This is a genomic window from Pseudomonas aeruginosa (genome assembly GCF_001457615.1).
In the GTDB taxonomy this organism is placed as follows: domain Bacteria; phylum Pseudomonadota; class Gammaproteobacteria; order Pseudomonadales; family Pseudomonadaceae; genus Pseudomonas; species Pseudomonas aeruginosa.
In genome coordinates, this window is the sequence record NZ_LN831024.1 from 5978008 (window position 1) to 6001800 (window position 23793).

A 23793-nucleotide genomic window follows, 5' to 3' on the forward strand; every position below is an offset into this window, starting at 1 on the left:
CCACCTTGGCGGCGGTAAAGAGTCGTTGACTTCACTGCGATAAGCACTGGCTGAGTACGTGGCATCCATGTGTACAGTCATACGTTGAACTCACTGTTCTCTATCAACCAATAAGGTGGCGCAGCATGGGGGCCCAAGTCGTCCGGGGGAAGGTACCGATTGGCGGATGTGAATGCACTCCAACTCTTCGGGCTGGGTTGAGGCAGGACAAGCCGCTGCTCAGGCTGGTCGGCATTGAGTTCGAACTGTGCGCTGATCTTCAAACCCTGGGTCATGCGCATGCTATAGCGGGCCCGAGGAGACAACTGCGGAATCGGCAGGCTGGCCGGCAGCACATAGAGCACGCTGGCAGCATCCAACGGCAAGGCTTCGAGCTTGGCGGGGCCCGCGGGGACCCGATGGTAGCGCTTGACGCCGAACAGGGTGCCCGGATCGATCGGCAAGCTGCTGAGAAACTCCTGGGCCACCAGGCGGAACGCCTTCTGGCCATTCTCGAACATGGCCAGGAGCGGGGAACTCAGCACCACGGCCCAATCGTTTGCCTCCAGCGCCTGCAACTTGGGGTCGATGCAGGATAGCGCAGTGCGGCTGACCGCTTGGCGACCCCGTTCCGCTTCCTGCAAGACAGATCGATGCGCCGCCGGCGCCAATTTGCGCCAGTCTTCCAGGCGATGGACAAAGACCCGCGGATGGCCGAGGACTCCCAGCAATTGGCGATAGGCCGTTTGCGGGTCTTTCAGATGGGCGAAGCGCTGGTCCTGGCCCATCAGCGAATCGAGCAGGCCAGCCTCGGCGAATTGCCGGCCGAAGGGGCCTTTCTTTACGATGGTTTCCGCATCGCTGTCAGTCAGTAGATTAGCGACCACAGTGCCTCCGATCGCCAAAACCGCACCAGCCAGCAAAGCATAAGGGTTTACTATCCATCCTAGGACGTAGGCACCCCAAAGGCCCCCACCCACTGCGGCCACACCGTAGGCCGCAGCCGCATCGCTATCTCCCTGCCTCAAAGCTCGGTAGCCATCCCATACACTGATGCCTGCACCGAATAGTGTGGCTGCGCCACCAAGCCCACGTAGCAACCCTAACTTAGGGCTGCCTGTTTGAACTTCTAGATTCCTGGCCCATCGAGGGGATATTTGGGCTACCGATATACGTGGGGTTTCTAGATACTTTGCAGTAGATGGTCCGAAAAGCAGCTTTGCATGGCTTCCTCCAGCGGCTGTTAAATCGATTACTGCACCGACAGCCCCGATCGTCCCTCTGTGCTTTTCTCCACTGTCTACAAAGCCACTGTATGCCTGCACCTGCACATTCAAGTTATAAATCGCAAACCCCAGCATCATCGTCGGCACGATGCGAGTGTTCTCCATCACCTGGGTCAACGTGCCTAACTGCGTACGGAATTTCGTGTAGGCAAGCAGGTCCGGGTGATCCTTGGGTACCGCCACCACCATGACGTTGCGCAGGTTGGCGCGACTCATGCCGGTGTCGCGGGGACTGGTGCCGGCCAGGGGATTGCCGGCACCGTCCTGAACGATGGCGCGCCGATAGCTCTTGCGCCTCAGCTCCTGGCGCTCGACCTCGGTCAGACCGTTGCGCAGGCCGGCTCCGCGCACGCCGACGACAACCATGTCGAGCGGCACCTGACTGTCGGGCAGCAGGCGGATACCTTTCATCTTCACCGAGAGGGCGCTCAGAGTATTGAAGGTCGGTGCGAACAAGCGGTCGAGCTGGATCTGGGTGGCGCCCTGGGACAGCCGGCCGAGTTGCTCGACTACGCTGGCGCCGAACACGTCCAGCAGGTCGCCGAGGAAGTAGGCGAGGCTCTTGCCGGCGCTGGGCTGGTCGACCTCGCCCAGCAGACTGGCTCCCAGCATCAGCGTGCTGAGGCCCATTGCGTCGGGGTCCGGCGTCCGCGGGCTATCGCGCAGCGCCTGCAGGCGCCGAACCGGCTCGGGAAGTTGTCCTTCGTCCTTGGCCAGGAGCATGGCGCCAAGCGGGTGGCTTGCCTGCAGAACCGTGCTGACCACCCGCTCGACATGTGCCGCCAGCGCCCGGTAGGCGGTACCGCTGTACAGTGCGTCGCAGCGGTCGGGAAGCTGGTTCAGCGCAGCCAGTGCCTCGCTCATCAGGCTGTAGGGCTCCAGCAGGGCTTCGTCGCACTGGTGGGTCCAGTCCTGCAACACCGGGTGCAAGGGGCCTTCCAGCAGGGCAACCAGATGCTCGACCTGCTGCGTCAGGTGGATTCGGCAAGACTGTCGCTCCTCGGCGAAGATCGCCTCGTCCAGTTCGGCCTGATCGACCTCGCCCCTGAGCTTGGCGAGCGGGCCGTCGAGCATGTTGCTCAGCACCTGTGCATAGCGTCCGTTGGGACGGTGCGGCAGCAGTGCATTGAGGCTGCGCAAGTAGGCGGCGCAGTGGCGCGCCTGCGCCGCAGCGTGGCGCAAGGCGAACAGCGAGTCGTCGAGCATCAGCCCGATGAGGTTGGGATGGCCACGCAGCTTGAGGGTTTCCAGTACGTCCTCTCCGGCTTCCAGAGTAGGTAGCGCAGAGGGCGGAGCCTGCTTCAGCAGGGGCGCCAATTCCTGCTGGCGTCGCTGCAACTGGCACACCAGCGACTCTTCGCGAAAGGCGGCGAACGCAGGTGTGAATTCCGCCGGGTCTTCCAGCGCGCTCTCGACGTTGAAGTCGCGAGGTCGCAAACCCTGGGCGTGATGATCAATGACCAGCGCGGGTTGATGGATGGAGGCTTTCCAGTGCTGGTTGGCCACCGAGGCGTTCCAAGCGGACGCCATCTGCTGGCAGCGCCGGTTGACCCGCTGCGGGTCCTCCTCCAGCCAGTCGATGTACGACCAAGGCCAGGGAGTTTCGCTATAGGCCATGGTGTAGCGTGGGATCACGAACTGCCCCTTGACCAGCACCGGCACCAGGATCAGCGCTTGTGTCTTGCCTACGGCCGGACGCTTGTCCGCACGCTGGCTGCGCCCCTGCAGGAGATCGACTTCGAACAGGTTGCCCTTGCCATCACATTCCAGTTCGCGCCACAACTTGCCGTCCTGGAACAGGTAGATCCGTCCCGCCCGCGGTAGCGCGCCGGCGGGCAGCTGGTCGCCATAACCGGCCTTGCCCAGCGTTGGCAGGCGGACCAGCGGCATCACAGCCAGGAAGGTGTTCTGCTGGATACGCTCGTGCTCCTCATGGCCGAGCATATCGCTGGCCACCGGAATCTGCAGGATACCGCCGTCCTGTCGCTCGACGTTCAATGCCAGTCGTGCACGCCGATCGTTCTGGTAGGCGGTGCGCTTGCGCACGCCTTCGTCGATACTCTGGTCCTGGAATCCGCTCATGCCTCGCGCTCCGGTGGCAACAGTACGACCTGGCTTCCTTGCGCCGGGTCTCCCCAGACATCGACGATCAATTGTTCCGGCCCCTTCCGCTCGGGACGGCTACGCGCCGGGTTGTCCAGTACCTGGCCCGCTGTCGCCGCATCCGCGTCGAGCGGCGGCCCCGGCAACAGCGGCGCCGCGCCGCTGCCGTTGCCCGGGCTGCCGCCGGAGTTGACCCGGACGTTGGCCCCGGAGAGGGTCACGCCGCTGGCGTCGAGCTTGAGGAAGCTGCCGCCGCCCTTGAGGGTCAGTTCGGCGCCGGCCTCCAGCACCACCTTCAGACCGCTGCTCAGGTGGATCTCCTGGCCGGCCTCGACGAACTGGCCGCTGGCGATCTTCAGGTGCTGGTCGTTGGCTACGGTGAGGTGGTCGCTGGCTCGGACCTCCACCTTGCGCTCGGCGTGGGTGGTGCGGTGTTCCTCGGCCTTGAACTCGCTGTAGCTGTTCGCCTGCACGGTGTCGTGGCGTTGGTGACCGACGCGGATCTTCTGGTCGTGCTCGATGTTTTCGTCCCAGTCGCGCTGGGCATGGACGAAGATCTGCTCCTGGCCCTTGCGGTCCTCGATGCGCAGCTCGTTGTAGCCACCGCCGCCAGGGCTGCTGAGGCTCTTGAAGACGCTGCGGGTCTTGTGCCCCGGCAGTTCGTAGGGCACCGGATGTTCCCTGTGAAACAGGCAGCCGGTGACCAGCGGCTGGTCGGGATCGCCTTCGAGGAAGGTCACCAGCACCTCCATGCCGACCCGCGGGATGGCGATGGCACCGTAGTTCCTTCCCGCCCAGCCGGAGGCAACGCGTAACCAGCAACTGCTGCTGTCGTCGGCCTGGCCCTCGCGATCCCAGTGGAATTGCACCTTCACCCGACCGTAGCGATCGCAGTGGATTTCCTCGCCCTTCGGGCCGGTCACCACCGCGCTCTGCGTGCCGAGGATGCGCGGCTTCGGCGGCGTCAGCGGGGGACGGAAGAACGCCTCCCAGGGCGTGGCCTGGAAGCGGTTGCGGTAACCCTGCCGGAAGTCGTCCGGGCTCGCCGAGGCATCGGAGACGATGCTTTCCTCCAGCACCTGAGGCTGCCGCCCCTCGTGAATCACCTCAGTGAGCAGCCAGAGGTCGTTCCAGCCCGCCTGGGGATGGGCGGCCAGCGGCAGGAAGTGGCCGCTGAGCAGCAACGGTTGGTCGCTGCGGCCCTCGGCCAGGCGGTAGTCGCTGCGCTGCCGTTCGAGGGCACGCCTGGCCAGGTGCTTGCCGCGCTCGCGGTCGACGAAGCGACCGGGATAGTCGTAGTCCTCGAGGTCCGGCCGGGCTTCGCCGCGGGCGGCGCTTTCCAGCGTCAGGCGCGGTTTCTCGAAGTCGTAGTCGCGGCGGGTGACGCGGCTGGTGCGGGTTTCCAGGCGTACGCCGAAGCGCTTGACCGCCGGCCGGTCGGCGACCAGGCCGGAGTCCTGCTGGTAGGCCACCGGCGCGAGCCGCGGGAACACCGTCTGGTCGTCGCCGAACACCAGCAGGTGCGCCGTGGCGCTGTGCTGGAAATGAAAGTGGATGCCCTCCTCGCAGCACAGGCGCTGGATGAACTGCAGGTCGCTCTCGTCGTACTGCACGCAGTATTCGCGCTCGGGGTAGCGGGTGCCGAGCTGGAAGCGGTAGGCGTCGGGGAGGATGCCGTGTTCCTCCAGCACCCGGCCGACGATCTGCGGCACCGTGAGGTGCTGGAAGATGCGCTGGTTGGTGCGCTGGGCGAGGTAGGCCAGTTGCGGGACGAGGGTGATGCGGTAGCGGGTCAGGCGCTTGCCCGAGTCGCCCTGTCCGGCGCTGCGCACCAGGCCGTGGATACCGTTGCCGGCGGGCCCGAGGGTAAGGAAGGCGGGTTTGTGCAGCAGGCTTTCGAGGTCCGGCACGGGGCGTTCGCCGACCAGCTCCAGGTCGAAGGCGAACGGCTGGCTGATGGCTTCGCGGCCGCTGAAGGAGAGCACCTGCAGGTCGAGGGCGAGGCCGTCGATGGCGAGGCTGAAATGGGTCTGGTTGGCTGCTGCGAACATCCGTTGTCCCTCACTGGCGCAGGCGACCGATTCGATTGTCCTGCCTGGCGCGGGCGAGACAAGGGCGCGCAGGCTCGATCGGAAGCTGCCTACAACAAACAAAGCGGCATCGACCCGGCGCGGGCTTTCCTGGCCACGGCGCTATGGGTCATCGAGGGCACGACGGCCAGCGAGGCTGGCCGCGTGCGGCGGTCGCGGCTCAGCCGGCGACCGGGGAGCGCCAGTCGTCGGAGCCGGAGGTGCCGGAGACTTCGTGGGTCCAGGTGATCTTGCGGTAGGTGAAGTGCACGTCTTCCAGGTGGGTGAAGTGGGCGTTGCCCGGGTCCTGGCAGTTGTGCATGTAGTCCTTGATGTCGACGATGATCGCGTCTTCCAGGACGGTGGTGTAGTAGTGCTCCTGGGTGCCGGCGGCGGAGGTGCGGTACCACTGGATCTCCACCTTGGTCAGGCGCTCGCCGGAGGTCAGGGCGGCCAGCAGCAGCGGCGAGGCCTTGTCGAAGACCTTGGTGATGACCACCGGCTTGTGCACGCGCTGGCCGGTCGGCTGGCCGGACTGCGGGTCGCGCGGGATGATCACTTCGTGGTTGAAGCCCTGGACCATCACCTGGTCCTCGTGGCCTTCCTGGTAGGTGTTGCCGACCGAATCCTCGGTGAAGGCGCCGGCGGTGATCAGGCCCTGCTTGGTGCCGGTGATGGACATATAGGCGGGGGTTGCCATGGATGCATTCCTTGTCAGTGGTAGCCGGGACGACATGTCCTGGTGCGGCAGCTACCCAACAAGCTTCGTGCCAATAAAATATTTACCTTTTAAATCAAACTCTTGAAGAATCTCCCGGCCCGCACGAACGCTTTCCCCTGGGTTTACCCCGAAAAAGTGAGCAAGTTGTTGCACAGTGCTATGCAAAAACTTGCTCACTTCATCGAAGACCCCGTCAGGCCTTGGCCCCAGCGTGGTATCCACAGCTTTTCCCGAAGTTATCCAGCAAAAAGTTGCACACCTGCCGAGTGCCTCAGAGCCAGTTCTTGAACTTGAACCAGAGGTACGGAAGGATCGCCGATACCACCATCATCCCCAGCGCCATCGGATAGCCGATGGACCAGTCCAGCTCGGGCATGTCCTTGAAGTTCATGCCGTAGACCGTGCCCACCAGGGTCGGCGGCAGGAACAGTACGGCGGCGATGGAGAACACCTTGATGATGCTGTTCTGCTCGATGTTGATCAGGCCAAGGGTCGCGTCGAGGAGGAAGTTGATCTCGGTGGACATCTTCGCCAGGTACTCGTCCAGCGAGCGCACATCGCGCTCCACGGTCTTCGCCAGCACCTTGGCCGGCTCGGAAAGCCAGCCGTTGCAACCCTGGCGGAAATAGCTGTTCATCCGATTGATGCTGAGCAGGCTGTCGTTGAGCTTGGACAGCAGCGAGCTGCTGCGCCCGAGGTGCTTGATGATCTGCTGCAGGTCGGTCTTCGGCTTGCGGGTCTGGGCGGTGGACTCGGCGAAGATCTCCCGCGACATGCTGCTCAGTTGCCCCTGTACGGCCTCCAACACGTCGGCGATGCGGTCCACCAGGCTGTCCATCATCAGGGCGAACAACTGGGTGCTGCTGCGGTTGGCGTCGAGCTGGCGGATGCAGCGGTTCTCGAACTCGCGGAACGAACGCAGGTCGGCGTAGCGCACGGTAATCAGCCATTTCTCGCTGAGGACGAAGGTCACTTCCTCTGTGCTCGGCCGGTGCTCGGTGATCCCGCCGACCACCGAAGTGGTCATGTAGAGGACGTTGCCGTCCTCGTAGAAGCGCGACGAATCCTCGATCTCGGCCATCTCCTCGCGGGTCGGGATGTTCACCTGCAGGTGGGATTCGAGCAGGCGCTCCTCTTCGGGGGTCGGGTGATGCAGGTCGATCCACAGGGTGCCCGGCGGCAACCCCCGCTGGGCATCGTCGTGCTGGCGTCGCTCCAGGCGGTCGCCGGAAAGGATGTAATAGGTGATCATGTCGGGTATCGCTACCTTCGCGGCCATCCGTTGGCCAAGCAGGGTGGACAACTTCCCGCCGCCGCACAAGCGGTACTTTGCGCCAGAACGAGGAACGCCCGATGAGCGAACAGGACGACAACCAGGAAGACGGCTTCGCCGAGGAAAAACTGATCCAGGCCATCGAGAACCAGATCGAAAGCGAGAATCCGCCGGCGGCGCGCGCCGTGTTCAACAAGCTGACCCTGGTCGGCTACGAGCGCGACGAGGCGCTGGGCATGATGGCCTACGTGCTGGCCCACGAGATCAACGCCATGCTCGCCGCCGACCGCGCTTTCGACAGCGCCGGCTACGAGCATGCGCTGCGTGCCCTGCCGACGTTGCCGGACGACGAATGAGCGGAGCCGGGCCGACTGGTGCCGGCGAATGCCCCTCGTATCCATGCGGTTTTGTTTCGCCAAACGCCTGCCGCTCTGGTAGAAAGGTGGCGCCCACTCTCCGTGCCACCTGCTTTCGCGGAGCGATACCGGATGCGATCCTGGTTCCACTTCCTGCCCATCTGCCTGCTGCTGGCCCTTTCCGGCCCGGCAGCGGCCGTCCCGACAGAACCCCTGGTGCTCGGCGCCGAAGACGACTGGTATCCCTATACCGCCTACAAGGACGGCCGCATCCAGGGCATGAGCGCGGACATCGTGCGGGCCGCCTTCAGGGCTGCGGACACGCCGGTCCAGCTCAATCCCTACCCCTACTCCCGCTGCATGAAGCTGGCCCTGAAAGGCTTGATCGCCGGCTGCTTCAACACCTCGCCGAACCCGCACATCCTCGCCGACTACCGTCTGCCCCGGCATCCGTTGTTCCGCGCGGAGATCCAGCTCTGGGCGCGACGCGACGAAGCGCGGCCGGTGAATGCGGAGCAGGCGCTGAGCGGACGGAAAGTCGCGGTGACCCTCGGTTATGAATACGGCGACGGCTTCGATCGCCGCCACGACCTGGTGCGCATCCCGGTGCGCAAGGACTACTACGGTTTCCTCATGCTCCAGCGCGGCCGCGTCGACTACGCCCTGGCCTACCGCAATACGGCTCGCCAGTTGTTCAGCGAACATCCCGAACTGGAAGGCCAGTTCCAGCCGGTGACCACGGTCCACCGCCCGGAGCTGTACCTGTCGTTCTCGCGCCGCCACCCGCAGGCCGAGCATCTGCTCGAACGCTTCGACCTCGGCATGCAGCGCATCCTCGCCAGCGGCGAGTACCAGAAGATCCTCGACGGCTGGAGCCAGGCCGCCGACGCTACGCCCTAGTCCAACTACACTCACCGGTGCTCAACACCGCAAGGAGCCGACATGGCCTTCACTCCCGAGCTGATCGACGAACTGGAACTGCTGGCGCTCTTCAACCTGAACAACACCCAGGAAGGACTTAAGGTCCATCACACCGCCGACGGCAAGGCCGTCGCCGCCGCCCGACGCCTGCACGACAAGGGGCTGATCGACCAGCCCGACGGCGGCTACCTGACCAGTCTGGGGCTGGACGCCGCGGAGCAGGCACAGGGCCTGCTGACCATCCTCAAGGGTTGACGGAAGCGGCCATCGCGACCTGCTCCCGACAGGCCGCGACGGTTGCCCCGGTTCGCGGTGCGGCGCTCAAGCCGCCGCGCTTCCGGGCGATACAATGGCATGACCGGAGCCAGGCACGGCGCCTGGCCTTGCCTGTGCCCGGACGCCCATGAACCGACACCCCGCACTCAGCCTCGATCTCGACGATGGCATCGACCGCAAGGTCCTCGGCCAGTTGCGCCAACGCTTCCTGGCGGTCAATGCCGGTCGCCTGCAACGCGCCCGGCAGGCGTTGTCCAGCCGCCAGGAGCGGGTCCTGCGCCTGCTACCGCTGCTGTTCCACATCAACCATCCGCTGCTGCCGGGCTACCTGTCGGCCAGCACGCCAGCGGGCCTGAGCGGTTTCGAGGCGGACGACGAAGTACTCGCCGAAGCCCAGCGCCTGGCCCGCTCGTTTGTCTACAAGCCACGCAGGCAGGAACCCGCACAGCAGCCAATCCACGGCCTGTTCCTGATGGGCAGCCTGGGGAGCCTGGCCCAGGAGGAACAGAGCGATCTCGACCTCTGGGTCTGCCATGCCCCAGAACTGGAGCCCGGCGCGCGCCAGGAGCTGCGCCGCAAGTGCGCGTTGATCGAGGACTGGGCGCGCAGCCAGGGCAGCGAGGTGCACTGTTTCCTGATCGACGTCGCCCGTTTCGGCCAGGACGAACGCAAAGACTGGAAAGAGTCCGGCGGCGACGGCAATACCCAGCACTTCCTGCTGCTCGACGAGTTCTACCGTAGCGCGATCTGGCTCGGCGGACGCACCCCTCTATGGTGGCTGGTGCCGCCGGCCCATGAACGGCGCTACGACGAATACTGCCGGACCCTGCTCGGCAAACGCTTCATCCGCGCCGAAGAGGTGCTCGACCTCGGCCACCTGGCGCACATCCCCGCCCGGGAGTTCATCGGCGCCGGCCTCTGGCAGTTGTCCAAGGCCATCGATTCGCCCTACAAGTCGCTGCTCAAGCTGCTGCTCACCGAAGCCTACGCCAGCGAGCACCCGCGGGTCCGCTGCGTCGCCCTGCGCTTCAAGGAGCAGGTATTCGCCGGCCAGCTCGATCTCGACGAACTGGACCCCTACGTCCTGGTCTATCGCCATCTCGAACGCTACCTGCGGGAACAGCAGGCGCCGGAACGCCTGGAACTCGTGCGGCGCTGCCTGTACCTCAAGGTCGGGCGCAAGCTCGGCGGTCGCCAGCGCCAGGCGCAGAAGGGCTGGCAGCACCTGTCGATGGAGCGGCTCGTCGCGGAATGGCAATGGGAGCCTCGCCGCTTGGCCCTGCTCGACAGCCGCAGCCAGTGGAAGATGCGCCAGGTGATGGAAGAGCGTCGCACGGTGGTCAACGAACTGACCTACAGCTACCGCCTGCTGTTCCAGATCGCCCGCCAGCAAGGCGCTGACAGCGGCATCGACAGCCGCGACCTGGGCCTGCTCGGCCGCCGCCTGTATGCCGCCTTCGAGCGCAAGGCAGGCAAGGTGGAGAACATCAACCCGGGGATCGCCCCGGATCTCGGCGAAGACGTCCTGACCCTGGTCCAGCTGCCCGCCGACGACGACCGCGAGCAGGCGCAGTGGGCGATCTTCCCCGGTGCCCTGGGCGCTCACCAGTGGCCTGACTACGCGCCGCTGAAACGCAGCCTCAGGCTGGTCGAGCTGCTCGCCTGGTGCCATCGCAACGGCGTCATCGACAGCGCCACCCGGCTGTCCCTGCATCCCGGCCAGAGCGACCTCGGCGATGCCGAACTGGACAATCTCCTGGGCAGCCTGCGGCAGTTCCTGCCGGTCCCCCTGGCGACCGTGGACGACGCCGACCTGCTGCAACCGCGTCGGCTCAAGAGCGTCCTGCTGCTGGTCAACGTCGGTGTCGACCCGCTGCGCCACCACAGCCAGATGAACCTGCACATGGCTACCGGGCGTACCGACGTGCTTGGTTATGCCGGGGTGCGCGACAACCTGGTGCTGACCCTCGACCAGCTCAGCCTCAACAGCTGGAACGAACTGACGGTGCGCCATTACGCAGGCCCCCAGGCGCTGCCCGAGTGCCTTGCCGAGTTCCTCGACGCCGTCCGCGAAAAGCCCGGAAGCCCGCCGCAGCCGCCTGAACTGATGGTGCGCTGCTTCTGTCGCAACCGGGCCGCCGCCATCGCCGTGCGGGTCGAAGAGCTGTTCCGCGAGACCTACGGGCAACTGCTTGGCGGCCAGCCAAGCCGCTACCTGCTGCAGATCCGCCAGCAGTACCACCTGCTGGAAATGTCGCCGGAAGCGGTCAGCCACGAGAGCCTGCCCGACCTGCCGAGCCTGCTCCAGCACCTGGGCCGCGAGCGAGATGGCTACAGCGCCCTGAAGCTGGATCGTCACGCCCTGGAGGGCGAGGACCTCGGGCTGATCCTGTCCATGGGGCGGCCGGACTGCATCCAGGTGTTCTACCGGCGCGACTTCGACAGCGCCGAGATCAGCCTGCTCGACGAACGCAACGCCCTCTGGCGCCAGCGCCAGGCATTGCGTGACGAACGCAGCCTGCTCGCACCGCTGCAGCGCTTCCTGCAATCGCTGCTGTACCGGCGCAACGCCCTGTCGCTGGCGGAACAGGTGCCGGCCGCGCTGGATATCCGCTACTACGAGTTGCTCTCCAACGACGGCAGAGTGCATGTCGAGCCTCGCGAGGCGCCGGAGGCCCTGGCCGGGCCCGCGCTGTACGAGCTACAGGCGCTACTCGAGCGCGGCGAACGCAAGCGCGTGCAGGTCACCCTGTACTGCGACCACCAGGAGTTTTCCGAACTGGAGTACGGCGCCGGCCTGTTCAAGGCGGTCGCCCGGCATATCCTGGCGCATCGCGCGGAAAGCGAACCCTACCCCTGCTACCTGACCGACCTCGACCTGTCGCGGCTGTTCGCCGACGAACAGCCGCAAACGCTGCACTATCTGCGTTATAAAAGCGTCCTGGAAACGGCGCTGAACCAGGCGCTGCTGGAACAATGACCCAGCGCCGCACCGCGCGGGGCTCGACAAGGACGTACGGATGGCACTCCTCGGTATTACCCTGCTCGCTGGCGCCGCATTCGTGGGCGGCTATCTCTACCGCCGCGGCCTGGATCGCCGGCGCTACCGCTTCATCCAGCAATTCCGCCTGCCGCCGCGGGTCGCCCAGGCGGTCCGCGAGCGCTATCCGCAGCTCAGCGAGGAACAGGTCCAACGGGTGCTCGGCGGCCTACGCGAATACCTGCTGCTATGCCGCGCCGCCGGCAAGCGGATGGTCGCGATGCCGTCCCAGGTGGTGGATGTCGCCTGGCACGAACTGATCCTGCATACCCGGCTCTACCAGCACGTCTGCCGCAAGGGACTCGGGCGCTTCCTCCACCATACGCCGGCCCAGGCGATGCGCAGCCCCCGACAGGCCCAGGAGGGCATCCAGCGCGCCTGGAAGCTGGCCTGCCGCCGCGAGGGCATCGACCCACTGAATCCCACGCGCCTACCGCTGCTGTTCGCCCTCGACACGGAACTGGCGATCGCCGACGGCTTCCGCTACGCCCTGAACTGCGCGCAGCGGCAAGACGGCGGCGCAGCGGTGTATTGCGCCAGCCATATCGGTTGCAGCAGCGGCTGCGCCAGCGATAGCGGCAGTACCTTCGGTTCGGACGGACAGGATTCGCGCCACGGCTGCGGCGGCGATAGCGGCGGAGACGGCGGCAGCGGTTGCGGGGGTGGAGGATGCGGGGGCGGTGGGGGCGACTGAGGGTCGCGAAGCCCGTCGCCGAATGGCGACGGGCGAAAACCGATCAGCGCGCGTAGTCGCCGGCGGCTTCCGGCTGGTATTCGATTTCCAGCAGGGTCAGCTTCAGCGTCTTCCCGCTCGGCGCCGGCCAGTCGATGGTCTGGCCGATGGTCAGGCCCAGCAGCGCGGTGCCCACCGGCGCGAGGATCGAGACCTTGCCTTCGCCGGCGACGTCTTCGGGATAGACCAGGGTCAGGGTGTACTCCTTGCCGCTGCTTTCCTCGCGGCAGCGCACGGTGGAGTTCATGGTCACGACGCCCGGCGGAATCTCGTCATGCCCCACCACCTGGGCGCGCGACAGTTCGGCCTCCAGCGCCTCGGCGGCGGGTCCGAATTCGTCCAGGCCATCCAGCAGGCGCTCCAGGCGCTGCAGGTCCAGACGAGTGATGGTGATCGGCGGCGTGCTCATGATCGCAGGCGTGCTCCTTGGTCCGGTTCGGTTGATCGATGAAAAGCAGGAATCGCAAAAAAGCAAAAACCCCGCCCGAAGGCGGGGTTTTCCCGGACACTAACACAGTCGCAGGAATTAGCAACATCCCCCCTATCAGGAGAGACGGCCCGCCAGCGACTGGCGTCGAGCGGCCTGTGACCTGATCTGCAAGCGGCGGGAATCGTCGGCCTTGCCCCACTCGCGGATTTCCGCCAGGGAACGTCCGCAGCCGACGCAAACGTCCGCATCGTCGAGGCAGCACAGGCGCCGGCAAGGCGAGGCCACCGCCGGCGGCGAAGCCTCAGAGGCCGGGGAACTCGACATCCTCGCCCCCCTGCTCCAGGGTCGCCCGGTTGAGCAGCGCGCCCAGCGGTTCCTGGCTGCCATCGTGGCGCCAGAGGCCGCTGGCCTCGTCGTAATCGAAGTGGAAGCCGCCCGACTTCGCCGCCACCCACAGCTGGCGCAACGGCGCCTGGCGGCTGAGGATCAGCTGCGAGCCGTTCTCGAAGCGTACGGTGAGCACGCCGCCGGCGTTCTCCAGGTCGAGGTCCAGGTCGCTGTCATCGAAGGCGTCTTCCACCTGCTGCTGGAGCGCATCGACCAGGTCGTGGAAACGCGCTTCATTCATCGTACTCATGCATTGCCTCGGCATTCGCTAACGGGAAAAAAGGCGGACGACTACCTTCGTCTTGCCCTATTCCGACAATTCTACGCTGGTATTGCCGTAGTCCGCGCTGTTTTGCCGCGACGCTCGCGGAAAACGCCGGCATCCCCTCTGCCACAGGCCATTCCCCTGCAAGCCCCGGCACACCTGATCCGGCTCGCATAGGCAAGGCGCCGGGGGGTCGGTATACTCCGGAACAATTCACGTTTTCTACAAGGATTCCGTCATGAAGCGGCTGTTCCTGTCCTTCGTCGCGCTCGCCCTCCTCGCCGGCTCCATCGCCGCCTGCGGCCAGAAAGGCCCGCTGTACCTGCCGGACGACGAAAAAGCCAAGAAAGAACACAGCAAAGACCGCTACGGTTTCTGAGAGAGCGCCCATGGACACATTCAGTTACCGCGACGGTGAGCTGTTCGCGGAAGGGGTGGCGCTTTCCCGCATCGCCGAGCGTTTCGGCACGCCCACCTACGTCTATTCCCGCGCACACATCGAGGCCCAGTACCGCGCCTATGCCGATGCCCTCGCCGGCATGCCGCATCTGGTCTGCTTCGCGGTCAAGGCCAACTCCAACCTCGGGGTGCTGAATGTGCTGGCGCGCCTCGGCGCCGGTTTCGACATCGTTTCCCGCGGTGAGCTGGAGCGTGTCCTGGCCGCCGGCGGCGATCCGGCCAAGGTGGTGTTCTCCGGCGTCGGCAAGACCCGCGACGACATGCGCCGCGCCCTGGAAGTCGGCGTGCACTGCTTCAACGTCGAGTCCGGCGAAGAGCTGGAGCGCCTGCAACGGGTAGCTGCGGAACTCGGCGTGAAAGCGCCGGTATCGCTGCGGGTCAACCCGGACGTGGACGCCCAGACCCACCCCTATATCTCCACCGGCCTGAAAGAGAACAAGTTCGGCATCGCCATCGACGAGGCCGAGGCGGTCTACGCCCGCGCCGCCGAGCTTGACCACCTGGAGGTGATCGGCGTCGACTGCCACATCGGCTCGCAGTTGACCCAGCTGGAGCCCTTCCTCGACGCCCTCGAGCGCCTGCTCGGGCTGGTCGACCGCCTGGCCGGCAAAGGCATCGGCATTCGCCACCTGGACCTCGGTGGTGGCCTCGGGGTGCGCTACCGCGACGAACAGCCGCCGCTGGCCGGCGACTACATCCGCGCCATCCGCGAGCGCCTGCACGGCCGCGACCTGACCCTGGTGTTCGAGCCGGGCCGGTCCATCGTCGCCAACGCCGGCGTGCTGCTGACCCGTGTCGAGTACCTCAAGCACACCGAGCACAAGGATTTCGCCATCGTCGACGCGGCGATGAACGACCTGATCCGCCCGGCTCTCTACCAGGCCTGGATGGACGTGCAGGCGGTACGCCCGCGCGACGCCGCGCCGCGCCGCTACGACCTGGTCGGGCCGATCTGCGAGACCGGTGACTTCCTCGCCAAGGATCGCGACCTGGCGCTCGCCGAAGGCGACCTCCTGGCGGTGCGCTCGGCCGGCGCCTACGGCTTCGTCATGAGCTCGAACTACAACACCCGCGGCCGCGCCGCCGAGGTGCTGGTGGATGGCGAGCAGACCCACGAGGTCCGTCGCCGCGAGACCGTCCAAGAGCTCTATGCCGGCGAAAGCCTGCTGCCGCAGTGAGGCCCAGACCATGCTTTTGCGCTTCACCAAGATGCATGGCCTGGGCAACGACTTCATGGTCCTCGACCTGGTCAGCCAGCACGCCCATGTGCAGCCCAAGCACGTCAAGCTCTGGGGCGACCGCAACACCGGAATCGGCTTCGACCAGTTGCTGATCGTCGAAGCCCCGAGCAGCCCCGACGTCGACTTCCGCTACCGGATCTTCAACGCCGACGGCTCCGAGGTCGAGCAGTGCGGCAACGGCGCTCGCTGCTTCGCCCGCTTCGTTCAGGACAAGCGCCTGACGGTGAAGAAGAGCATCCGCGTAGAAACCAAGGGCGGCATCATCGAGCTGAATATCCGCCCGGACGGCCAGGTCACGGTGGACATGGGGCCGCCGCGCCTGGCCCCGGCCGAGATACCGTTCCAGGCCGAGCGCGAAGCCTTGTCCTATGAGATAGAGGTGAATGGCCAGCGCGTCGAACTGGCCGCGGTATCCATGGGCAATCCCCATGGCGTGCTGCGCGTCGAGAACGTCGACAGCGCACCGGTACACAGCCTCGGTCCGCAACTGGAAGTCCATCCGCGCTTCCCGAAGAAGGCCAACATCGGCTTCCTCCAGGTGCTCGATCCGCACCATGCGCGCCTGCGCGTCTGGGAGCGCGGCGTCGGCGAGACCCAAGCCTGCGGCACCGGCGCCTGCGCCGCGGCGGTTGCCGGGATTCGCCAGGGCTGGCTGCAATCGCCGGTGCAGATCGACCTCCCCGGCGGCCGCCTGCACATCGAGTGGGCAGGTCCCGGCCAGCCCGTTATGATGACCGGGCCTGCCGTCCGCGTGTATGAAGGCCAGGTCCGCCTGTAAGGGCCGTCGCCCGCGAGAACCGAGACGCTTATGACCGAGAAAAGCCAGGAACCGACAGCAGCGCTGGACGCCGAGCAGGTGGCCGCCTATCTGAGCCAGCACCCGGAGTTCTTCGTCGAGCATGACGAGCTGATCCCCGAGTTGCGCATCCCACACCAGCCCGGCGACGCAGTGTCGCTGGTGGAGCGCCAGGTACGCCTGCTGCGCGAGCGCAACATCGAGATGCGCCACCGGCTCTCGCAACTGATGGACGTGGCCCGCGAGAACGACCGCCTGTTCGACAAGACCCGCCGCCTGGTCCTCGACCTGCTCGACGCCACCAGCCTGGAAGACGTGGTCAGTACCGTCGAGGACAGCCTGCGCCACGAGTTCCAGGTGCCCTACGTGAGCCTGATCCTGTTCAGCGACAGTAGCGTCTCGGTGGGCCGCTCGGTGAGCAGCGCGGAGGCGCACCAGGCCATCGGCGGCCTGCTCTCCGGCGGCAAGACCGTCTGCGGCGTGCTGCGTCCGCACGAACTGGCGTTCCTCTTCGGCGAGAGCGACCGCGACGAGATCGGCTCCGCAGCGGTGGTCTCCCTGAGTTTCCAGGGCCTGCACGGCGTGCTCGCCATCGGCAGTCCCGATCCGCAGCATTACAAGAGTTCCCTCGGCACCCTGTTCCTCGGCTACGTCGCCGAGGTCCTGGCCCGCGTGCTGCCGCGTTTCTCCTCGCCGCTGCGCTCGGTCCGCTGAGCGCGGCGGGCGGTCCGAGATGCGCGCCGACCTGGATGCCTTCCTTGAACATCTGCGCAGCGAGCGCCAGGTCTCCGCGCACACCCTCGACGGCTACCGCCGCGACCTGCTGAAGATCCTCGCCCTCGCCGAAAAGGCCGGGCTCTCCGACTGGAACGCCCTCGACACCCGCAGCCTGCGCACCTTCGTCGCCCGCCTGCACCAGCAGGGCCAGTCCAGCCGCAGCCTGGCACGGCTGCTCTCGGCGACGCGCGGCCTCTACCAGTACCTGCTACGCGAAGGGCGCTGCCGGCACGACCCTGCCAACGGCCTGAGCGCGCCGAAGAGTCCGCGCAAGCTGCCCAGGACCCTCGACGCCGACCGCGCCCTGCAATTGCTCGACGGTGCCGTGGAGGATGACTTCATCGCCCGCCGCGACCAGGCCCTGCTGGAGCTGTTCTATTCCTCCGGGCTGCGCCTCTCGGAACTGGTCGGCCTCGATCTCGGATGGCTGGACCTCAAGGAAGGCCTGGTGCGAGTGCGCGGCAAGGGCAACAAGGTCCGCGAGCTGCCGGTCGGCAAGGCCGCGCGCCAGGCGCTCGAAGCCTGGCTGCCGCTGCGCACCCAGGCCGCTCCGGAAGACGGTGCGGTGTTCATCGGCCGCAGCGGCAAGCGCCTGACGCCACGGGCGATCCAGCTGCGGGTGCGCCAGGCCGGCGTCCGCGAGCTGGGCCAGCACCTGCACCCGCACATGCTGCGGCACTCCTTCGCCAGCCATCTGCTGGAGTCGTCCGGCGACCTGCGCGCCGTGCAGGAACTGCTCGGCCACGCCGACATCGCCACGACCCAGATCTATACCCACCTGGACTTCCAGCACCTGGCCTCGGTCTACGACCGCGCCCATCCCCGCGCCAAGCGCAAGGGCAACGCCGATGGAGGCAACGACCCATGAGCAGCCTGCGACTGATCACCTTCGACCTCGACGACACCCTGTGGGACGTCGCCCCGGTGATGAACAACGCCGAGGCCCTGCTCCGCGAATGGCTGGCGAGCAACGCGGCGCGCCTGGGTCCGGTACCCATCGAGCACCTGTGGGCGATCCGCACCCGCCTGCTGGATCGCGAGCCGATGCTGCGCCACCGTCTCAGCGAGCTGCGCCGGCGCATCCTGTTCCATGCCCTGCTCGACGCCGGTTATCCACAGGCGGAGGCGGAAAGCCTGGCCGAGGCCGGTTTCCAGGTATTCCTCGAAGCGCGCCACCGGGTCACTCTGTTTCCCGAGGTCCACCCGACCCTGGAGATCCTCGCCGACCGCTTCACCCTCGGCGTGCTCACCAACGGCAACGCCGACGTGCGCCGCCTGGGCCTGGCCGACTACTTCCGGTTCGCCCTCTGCGCCGAGGAACTGGGCGTCGGCAAGCCCGACCCGACGCCATTCCGCGAAGCCCTGAAGCGCGCCGGCGTCGAGGCCTCGGCAGCGGTACACATCGGCGACCACCCCAGCGACGACATCGCCGGAGCGCGCCGCGCCGGCATGCGTGCCATCTGGTTCAACCCAAACGGCAAGCCCTGGGCCGGGGAGGAAGAGCCGAGCGCGGAGATCCGCAGCCTCGCCGAGCTGCCGGCCCTGCTCGCCCGCCTGCAATGACGGACCGGGCCCCCGGTCGCGGGTAGCGCCCTAGGCACGCGAAGCGCTGGCCTTGAAGCGCCCGACCCCGCGCAAGATGGAAAACGCCACCGCAACCGCAGCCAACGTCAGCGACACGCCGAAAAGCAGCAACGCCGTCGACGCACCGAAGCGATCCGCGATCAACCCGGTGAAGATCACCGGCAGGCTGAAGCCGAGGTAGGCCAACAGGAAGTAGCCCGCGCTGGCCCGCGGCTTTTCCGCACCGGCCAGGACATTCACCGCCGACAGCCCGCCCAGGTAGGTGAAGCCGTAGCAGGAACTGCTCGCGCCCAGCGCACCGAACAGCACCGCAGCCAATGAGCCGTGGATCGCGCCCCAGGCCAGCAGGGCATAGCTCGGCGGCAGGATCACCAGCCCCAGGCAGGTCGCCGAGGCCGGCGCCATCCGCCGCGCCAGCGGCTGGAACAGCAGGCCGCAGCTGATCACGGTGAAGGTCGAGAAGCCCGACCAGCGCGCCAGCCCGTGGGCCGCCAGCAGCGAAGGCAGGACCGCGATGACCAGACCCACAGTGGCCCATGCCAGCAGGATCGAGAGACCGTACGGCAGGCTGCCGGCGGGAAAGAACGGCAGCCGCAGCATCGGCGTATCGCGCCCGCGCGGCGCCTCGTCCGGCAGGCCCGCCACCGCCGCCAGGGCCACGCAAGCCAGTCCCAACTGGACCCAGAAGCTGCCGGGCACCAGGCTCTCCCGGAACAGCAGGAACAGACTGGTCAGTGCCGCGCCGAGGCCGAAGCCGAGCGAGGTGCTGGCGGTCACCCAGTTGGCCGAGGTGCGGGAATCCCCGCCCGCGATCAGTTCGCTCATGTAGGCCGTCCCGGTGGCCGATGCCAGGGCCGTGCCGACGCCGAGCAACAGGCGCGCCACGCCGAGCGCCTCCAGGCGCGGCCAGAGCGCCATCACCAGGGTGGCCACCATCGACAGCAGCAGCGCGACGACGATCGGCGGCTTGCGCCCGATCCGATCGGACAACCCGCCGAGTACCAGCAGCACCGGCAGTACGCCGAGCACATAGCCGGAGAAAGCGCTGGCGGTAGCTGCCGCGCCGTAACCGGAAAGCTCCGCGTAGGCGGTGTACAGCGGCGCCTGGAGGTTCACCGCCAAGGTGATCAGGCACAGGCCGAAGGCCAGGCATGCGGCGTGGCGACGGGTATTGCTCATGCGTTTCTCCGTTCAAGGGCCTGCCGCGGCAGAGCGGTGGGCATTGGCTAGCCCGCGAGAAGAGGCGTCGACTATCCGGCGCGGCGGCGCTACGGAACAAGTAACAGCTGTTCGGATTTGTGCTTAACTGTTCGCCTGAAAAAACCGAACAGTGAGTCAGACATGCACCTCCGGATCGACCGCAATGCCAGCGAGCCGCTGGTGCAGCAGATCGTCGCAGGGGTCAGCGGCTGGATCCGCGGCAATCGCGTCCGCGCCGGCACGCGGATTCCGTCGATACGCCAGTTGGCCAGGGAAAACCAGCTCAGCCAGTCCAGCGTGATCGAGGCCTACGACCGCCTGGTCGCCCTGGGGATGCTGGAATCGCGGCACGGCTCGGGGTTCTTCGTCGCCGAGGCGCCCGCCGCCACTACCGACCTCGACAGCGAATGGCACGAAGGCGCGGAAAACGCATGGGGCCAGTTCAGCGGCAGCTCGACGAAACTCAAGCTCGGCTGCGGCTGGATTCCGGACAGTTGGCGGGAAGTCGAGGAACTCAGCTACGCGATCCGCCAGGTCGCCCGCAGCGAACTCGCCGGGCTGTTCGACTACAGCACTCCGCTGGGCCTGCCGGCGCTGCGCCAGCACATCCAGAAACGCCTGCGGCTGATCGATATCCATGTCGACCCGGAGCAGATCCTCACCACCACCGGCGCCAGCCATGCCCTCGACCTGTTGGTACGCACGCTGCTCAAGCCGGGCGACGTGGTGGTGGTGGAGAACCCCGGCTACTACAACCTGTTCAACCTGCTGAAGTTCCACGGGGTGAAGATGCTCGGCGTGCCGCGCACCCGCCACGGCCCGGACACCGCCGCGCTGGAGACGATCCTCCGCGCGCACAAGCCGAAGTTCCTTTTCACCAACAGCATGTACCACAACCCCACCGGCACCAGCCTCAGCCCCTCAGTGGCCCACCGCGTGCTGCAACTGGCCGAGCAGCATGATTTCCACATCGTTGAGGATGACATCTACGCCGACTTCCAGAACGGCCCCAGCACCCGCCTGGCAACCCTCGATTCGCTGCGCCGGGTGATCTACCTGGCGAGCTTTTCGAAGACCCTCAGTTGCTCGCTACGGGTCGGCTACCTGATCGCCGGCCCCGAGCTGATCCGGCGCCTGGCGGATGTGAAGATGTACACCAGCATCGGCAGCCAGCGCTTCGCCGAATGCGTGGTCTCGACCATGCTCGCCAACGGCAGTTACCGCAAGCTGGTGCAACGCCTGCGCCAGCGCCTGACCCGGCAGATGGCGGCGACCCTGCGGGTGCTTGGGGACAACGGCTGGGAGGTGTTCGCCGAACCGGTCGGCGGGATGTTCGTCTGGGCCCGTATCGGCGACTACCCGTTCGCCGAATTGCAGGCCGTGGCGACACGCCTGGACGTGCTGCTGTCGCCGGGCAGCGGCTTCAGCCCGGAAGGCGAGGAGAGCGACTGGCTGCGTATCAACATCGCCTATGCCAGCGACCCGCGGGCCCTGGCGTTTTTCGAGGCGTTCGGGTGAGGCGCGCTCTTGCCCTCCCCTGCCTCACTGGTAGTCGAGCAGGATCACCATCGCGGCCAGGACCGAGCCGGGCGTGATTTTCTCGGCGGTCTGCACATAGGACGCTTTCATCGGGATCCAGTAAGCCCCGCCGGTGTTCTTGTCGTACGCGGTCACCGGCAACGAGAGTCCCATCCGTAGCGGAACGCCGGCCTCGTCGGTGACCCGGATCGATACGCCGGTCGCGGTGCTGCCCGCCAGGCGCGGCAGCACACCCGAGCCTTCGGCCACCGCGCCCCCCACCGCTTGAAGGCTGTAGCCGACGCGGTTGTACCCGCGAGGACAGCCGGCCACTACGAGATTGAACGGGGTAACGGCCGCGTAGGTGCCGACGCCGTTCAGCCGGGCGGCAGCGATCGACTGCAGCTTCACGGTCTGGTCGGCGACCTGGCAGGTCGCATTGATCGTGGTGACGCTCCCGGTCAACCTGATGGAGGAGGTGCCAGACGCGATAAGCCCGTCCTTGTAGGTAATGAGGAAGTACGAGTTGAACGCTCCGCTCGCGAACTGGCCGTCGGAGAGCGGCGTCGAGTTGCGGAACAACTGGACCTCCGCGATTTGCGAGAAAGTGCCCTTGAAACGGCTGCTCGCCGGTATGCCATCCAGCAGCAGGCGCACCGAGAGGCCCGGCACGTTGGTATTCAGGTCCGGACCATCGATCGGGTCCCAGACACTTCCCTTGTTGTACAGAGCGACGCCGATGAGATCGCAGCTGGGCTTGCCGCACAGTTGCATGGGAGTGAACGTGTAGCGCGACGTGACGTTTCCCTCGGGAAGGATCGAGGGGACGGCGATATCGCGGCCGCCGAAAGCGTACAGATTGGCAGCCATGCTGGTGCCGGCGGGAACGAACAGGAATGCCGCGATCAGCAGGGTTCTACGGAACGTCTTGAACTCCATGGGATGACAACCGATGTGTCCGGCATGTCCGGGAAAATCCACCGGAACCGGAGTGAACTTGATGGGTGGCTAATCTTTTCAGAACACCTGGAAAGGAGCCATAAGACAGGACCTACACGGCTCCGCGAATCCACCTAAGAATCGCTAGGAAAATTCTTAAGCAAGCTCTACAGCTCGCTCTCTGGCAACCCCGGACGCCGCTTGGAGCGCCTGGATGGCAAGCAGCTTCGGTTGACGATGTGGAACGGTAGCGCTGCCACCGGAAAGGAAAAGGCCTTGGCCCGTCGCCAGCCGTGCCTGAACAGGCGAAAGATCGGCTCGCCAACCGGGATGCGGCGGGGCGAGATGCCCGTCAAAGTGACCGGCGCCATAGCACAAGGCCCGCCATCCCTTGCGGGAGGCGGGCCTTGGGATGGCGCGAAATCAGATGGGGCGGCTGCCGTACTTGCTGTCCGGCTTCTTCGGCGGATCGGCCACCACGTTGGGTTCGATCTCCTGCACCTTTCCACCGCGGGAAAGGAACTCCTCCATCGCCTTGGCGAGGGCGTCACGCTCTTTCTGCTTGGCTTCGACCGAGGGCAGCTCCTCTTCCACCACGGCGGCTTTCGCCTTCTTCCCGGGGCGGGGCCTCGTCGCCGTCGCCGCTGTCCGCTTCGCCGTCGTCGGCCGCGGCCAGCTCTTCGCCGTCGTCCTCGTCAGCGCCGTCCAGCTCGTCCTGTTCCAGTTCTTCTTCGCTCATGGTCAACCTCTCGGTGCTGCAAAAGCAGGTTAGTTATAGCCCAGCCGCGCGTTTTGATGAGCGCCGCCGGAAAAAATTCATACTGACTCGCCCTGCCAGGTGGCGAGCACGCGCCGTGCCCCGCCCCTGTCCCGGTGTTCACCGAGATAGATCCCCTGCCAGGTGCCCAGTGCCAACCCTCCCGACTGTATCGGCAGGGTCAGTTGGCAGCCCAGCAGGCTGGCCTTGAAATGCGCCGGAAGGTCGTCCGGACCTTCGTCGTTGTGTTCATAGCCGACTTCGCCGCGTGGCGCCAGCCGCTCGAAAAAACGCTCGAAATCCCGGCGTACGGCAGGATCGGCATTTTCATTCAGGGTCAGTGAAGCCGACGTATGTTGCAAAAGCAGGTGCAGCAGGCCGACCCGGCACCGCCGAAGCTCCGGCAAGGCGTCGAGTATCTCCTCGGTGACGAGGTGAAAGCCCCGCGGACGCGGGCGCAAGGTGATCAGGGTCTGCTGCCACATGCTGCTGTTCCAAATCGGCTCCGATCCGTCGCGCCGCGCATTCTAGCGCGGCATTTGAAAAAGCAAAGAGCGTAAGAGGCAGACCTGTGAAAGCTGATGGTGGCGCAGTCCGCTGGCAGTCACTGAAAGACCGGTTGCGGAAAGGTGGTGGCAGTCGCGGGAAGCGCCCAGGACTTTCGACGCACAAGGGCATGGCGT

23 protein-coding genes and 1 pseudogene are annotated in these 23793 nt (G+C 66.2%); 12 read left to right on the forward strand and 12 right to left on the reverse strand.

All coding sequences use genetic code 11. From position 1 onward, the window contains the following. Positions 1-77 precede the first annotated feature (77 nt). From AT700_RS27415 to AT700_RS27430, 5 genes are all read right to left on the reverse strand, one after another. On the reverse strand, positions 78-3347 hold the full coding sequence (locus tag AT700_RS27415) for a hypothetical protein (protein ID WP_003124851.1): 3270 nt from the start codon (positions 3345-3347) through the stop codon (positions 78-80). Then, entirely contained in the window at positions 3344-5419 is a 2076-nt protein-coding gene (locus AT700_RS27420; protein WP_048521738.1) for a type VI secretion system tip protein VgrG, read from the reverse strand. The genes AT700_RS27415 and AT700_RS27420 overlap by 4 nt, the downstream gene beginning before the upstream one ends. A gap of 199 nt (positions 5420-5618) precedes the next feature. Beyond that, positions 5619-6137 (reverse strand): Hcp family type VI secretion system effector, encoded by a 519-nt coding sequence (locus AT700_RS27425; RefSeq protein ID WP_003083317.1) that lies wholly within the window; start codon positions 6135-6137, stop codon positions 5619-5621. Between the two features lie 51 nt (positions 6138-6188). Beyond that, positions 6189-6380, reverse strand: a complete 192-nt coding sequence (locus tag AT700_RS30205; RefSeq protein ID WP_123788632.1) for a hypothetical protein — start codon at positions 6378-6380, stop codon at positions 6189-6191. Positions 6381-6429: 49 nt separating this feature from the next. Continuing rightward, complete coding sequence (locus tag AT700_RS27430; protein WP_003096411.1) at positions 6430-7410, reverse strand: magnesium transporter CorA family protein; 981 nt, start codon at positions 7408-7410, stop codon at positions 6430-6432. Positions 7411-7511: 101 nt separating this feature from the next. Here AT700_RS27430 and AT700_RS27435 point away from each other — a divergent pair, with 101 nt between their 5' ends. The 5 genes from AT700_RS27435 to AT700_RS27455 all read left to right on the forward strand — a co-directional run bounded on the left by AT700_RS27435 (position 7512) and on the right by AT700_RS27455 (position 12718). After that, the gene (locus tag AT700_RS27435; RefSeq protein WP_003114340.1) at positions 7512-7787 is read left to right on the forward strand and encodes a hypothetical protein; all 276 of its coding nucleotides are present in this window, start codon (positions 7512-7514) and stop codon (positions 7785-7787) included. Between the two features lie 132 nt (positions 7788-7919). Beyond that, positions 7920-8687, forward strand: coding sequence for a substrate-binding periplasmic protein (locus AT700_RS27440; protein ID WP_048521739.1), 768 nt, complete (start codon positions 7920-7922; stop codon positions 8685-8687). Between the two features lie 42 nt (positions 8688-8729). After that, entirely contained in the window at positions 8730-8963 is a 234-nt protein-coding gene (locus AT700_RS27445; RefSeq protein ID WP_003096418.1) for a TIGR02647 family protein, read from the forward strand. A 148-nt stretch (positions 8964-9111) separates the two neighbouring features. Next, a complete protein-coding gene (locus AT700_RS27450) occupies positions 9112-11964 on the forward strand; it encodes a class I adenylate cyclase (protein ID WP_003146599.1) in 2853 nt (950 codons plus the stop codon). 40 nt (positions 11965-12004) lie between these two features. Continuing rightward, the gene (locus AT700_RS27455; protein ID WP_003118053.1) at positions 12005-12718 is read left to right on the forward strand and encodes a glycine-rich domain-containing protein; all 714 of its coding nucleotides are present in this window, start codon (positions 12005-12007) and stop codon (positions 12716-12718) included. 43 nt (positions 12719-12761) lie between these two features. Here the strand turns inward: AT700_RS27455 and rnk are convergent, their stop codons facing one another. The 3 genes from rnk to cyaY form a co-directional block, all read right to left on the reverse strand. Next, entirely contained in the window at positions 12762-13166 is a 405-nt protein-coding gene (rnk, locus tag AT700_RS27460) for a nucleoside diphosphate kinase regulator (RefSeq protein ID WP_003096424.1), read from the reverse strand. Between the two features lie 135 nt (positions 13167-13301). Further along, entirely contained in the window at positions 13302-13511 is a 210-nt protein-coding gene (locus AT700_RS30005) for a DUF1289 domain-containing protein (RefSeq protein ID WP_003161172.1), read from the reverse strand. Continuing rightward, positions 13489-13824 (reverse strand): iron donor protein CyaY, encoded by a 336-nt coding sequence (cyaY, locus tag AT700_RS27465; protein ID WP_003121284.1) that lies wholly within the window; start codon positions 13822-13824, stop codon positions 13489-13491. The genes AT700_RS30005 and cyaY overlap by 23 nt, the downstream gene beginning before the upstream one ends. A gap of 253 nt (positions 13825-14077) precedes the next feature. On the opposite strand from cyaY, the gene lptM reads away from it, so the two are divergent. From lptM to AT700_RS27495, 6 genes are read left to right on the forward strand one after another with little or no spacing between them, the layout of a single operon-like run. Beyond that, entirely contained in the window at positions 14078-14218 is a 141-nt protein-coding gene (lptM, locus tag AT700_RS27470) for an LPS translocon maturation chaperone LptM (RefSeq protein WP_003096430.1), read from the forward strand. A 10-nt stretch (positions 14219-14228) separates the two neighbouring features. Next, a complete protein-coding gene (gene lysA / locus AT700_RS27475; protein ID WP_003118055.1) occupies positions 14229-15476 on the forward strand; it encodes a diaminopimelate decarboxylase in 1248 nt (415 codons plus the stop codon). A gap of 10 nt (positions 15477-15486) precedes the next feature. Continuing rightward, positions 15487-16317 carry a diaminopimelate epimerase gene (dapF, locus tag AT700_RS27480; RefSeq protein WP_003114344.1) on the forward strand — a complete coding sequence of 277 codons (831 nt, stop codon included), beginning with the start codon at positions 15487-15489 and terminating at the stop codon, positions 16315-16317. Positions 16318-16347: 30 nt separating this feature from the next. Then, positions 16348-17049, forward strand: coding sequence for a DUF484 family protein (locus AT700_RS27485; RefSeq protein ID WP_003096433.1), 702 nt, complete (start codon positions 16348-16350; stop codon positions 17047-17049). A gap of 19 nt (positions 17050-17068) precedes the next feature. After that, a complete protein-coding gene (gene xerC / locus AT700_RS27490) occupies positions 17069-17980 on the forward strand; it encodes a tyrosine recombinase XerC (protein WP_031685132.1) in 912 nt (303 codons plus the stop codon). Continuing rightward, complete coding sequence (locus AT700_RS27495) at positions 17977-18675, forward strand: HAD family hydrolase (RefSeq protein ID WP_003123715.1); 699 nt, start codon at positions 17977-17979, stop codon at positions 18673-18675. Before xerC ends, AT700_RS27495 begins: the two co-directional genes overlap by 4 nt. A gap of 30 nt (positions 18676-18705) precedes the next feature. Here the strand turns inward: AT700_RS27495 and AT700_RS27500 are convergent, their stop codons facing one another. Beyond that, positions 18706-19875: an MFS transporter gene (locus AT700_RS27500; RefSeq protein WP_003098229.1), complete on the reverse strand. Its 1170-nt coding sequence runs from the start codon at positions 19873-19875 to the stop codon at positions 18706-18708. A 162-nt stretch (positions 19876-20037) separates the two neighbouring features. Here AT700_RS27500 and AT700_RS27505 point away from each other — a divergent pair, with 162 nt between their 5' ends. Then, on the forward strand, positions 20038-21414 hold the full coding sequence (locus AT700_RS27505; protein ID WP_003098233.1) for a PLP-dependent aminotransferase family protein: 1377 nt from the start codon (positions 20038-20040) through the stop codon (positions 21412-21414). A gap of 24 nt (positions 21415-21438) precedes the next feature. On the opposite strand, the gene AT700_RS27510 is transcribed toward AT700_RS27505, so the two are convergent. The 3 genes and pseudogenes from AT700_RS27510 to AT700_RS27520 form a co-directional block, all read right to left on the reverse strand. Further along, on the reverse strand, positions 21439-22353 hold the full coding sequence (locus AT700_RS27510) for a fimbrial protein (protein WP_016254042.1): 915 nt from the start codon (positions 22351-22353) through the stop codon (positions 21439-21441). Positions 22354-22776: 423 nt separating this feature from the next. After that, positions 22777-23092, reverse strand: a pseudogene (sutA, locus tag AT700_RS27515) (transcriptional regulator SutA). A gap of 77 nt (positions 23093-23169) precedes the next feature. Further along, positions 23170-23595 carry a secondary thiamine-phosphate synthase enzyme YjbQ gene (locus AT700_RS27520; RefSeq protein WP_003096441.1) on the reverse strand — a complete coding sequence of 142 codons (426 nt, stop codon included), beginning with the start codon at positions 23593-23595 and terminating at the stop codon, positions 23170-23172. Positions 23596-23793: the final 198 nt, after the last annotated feature.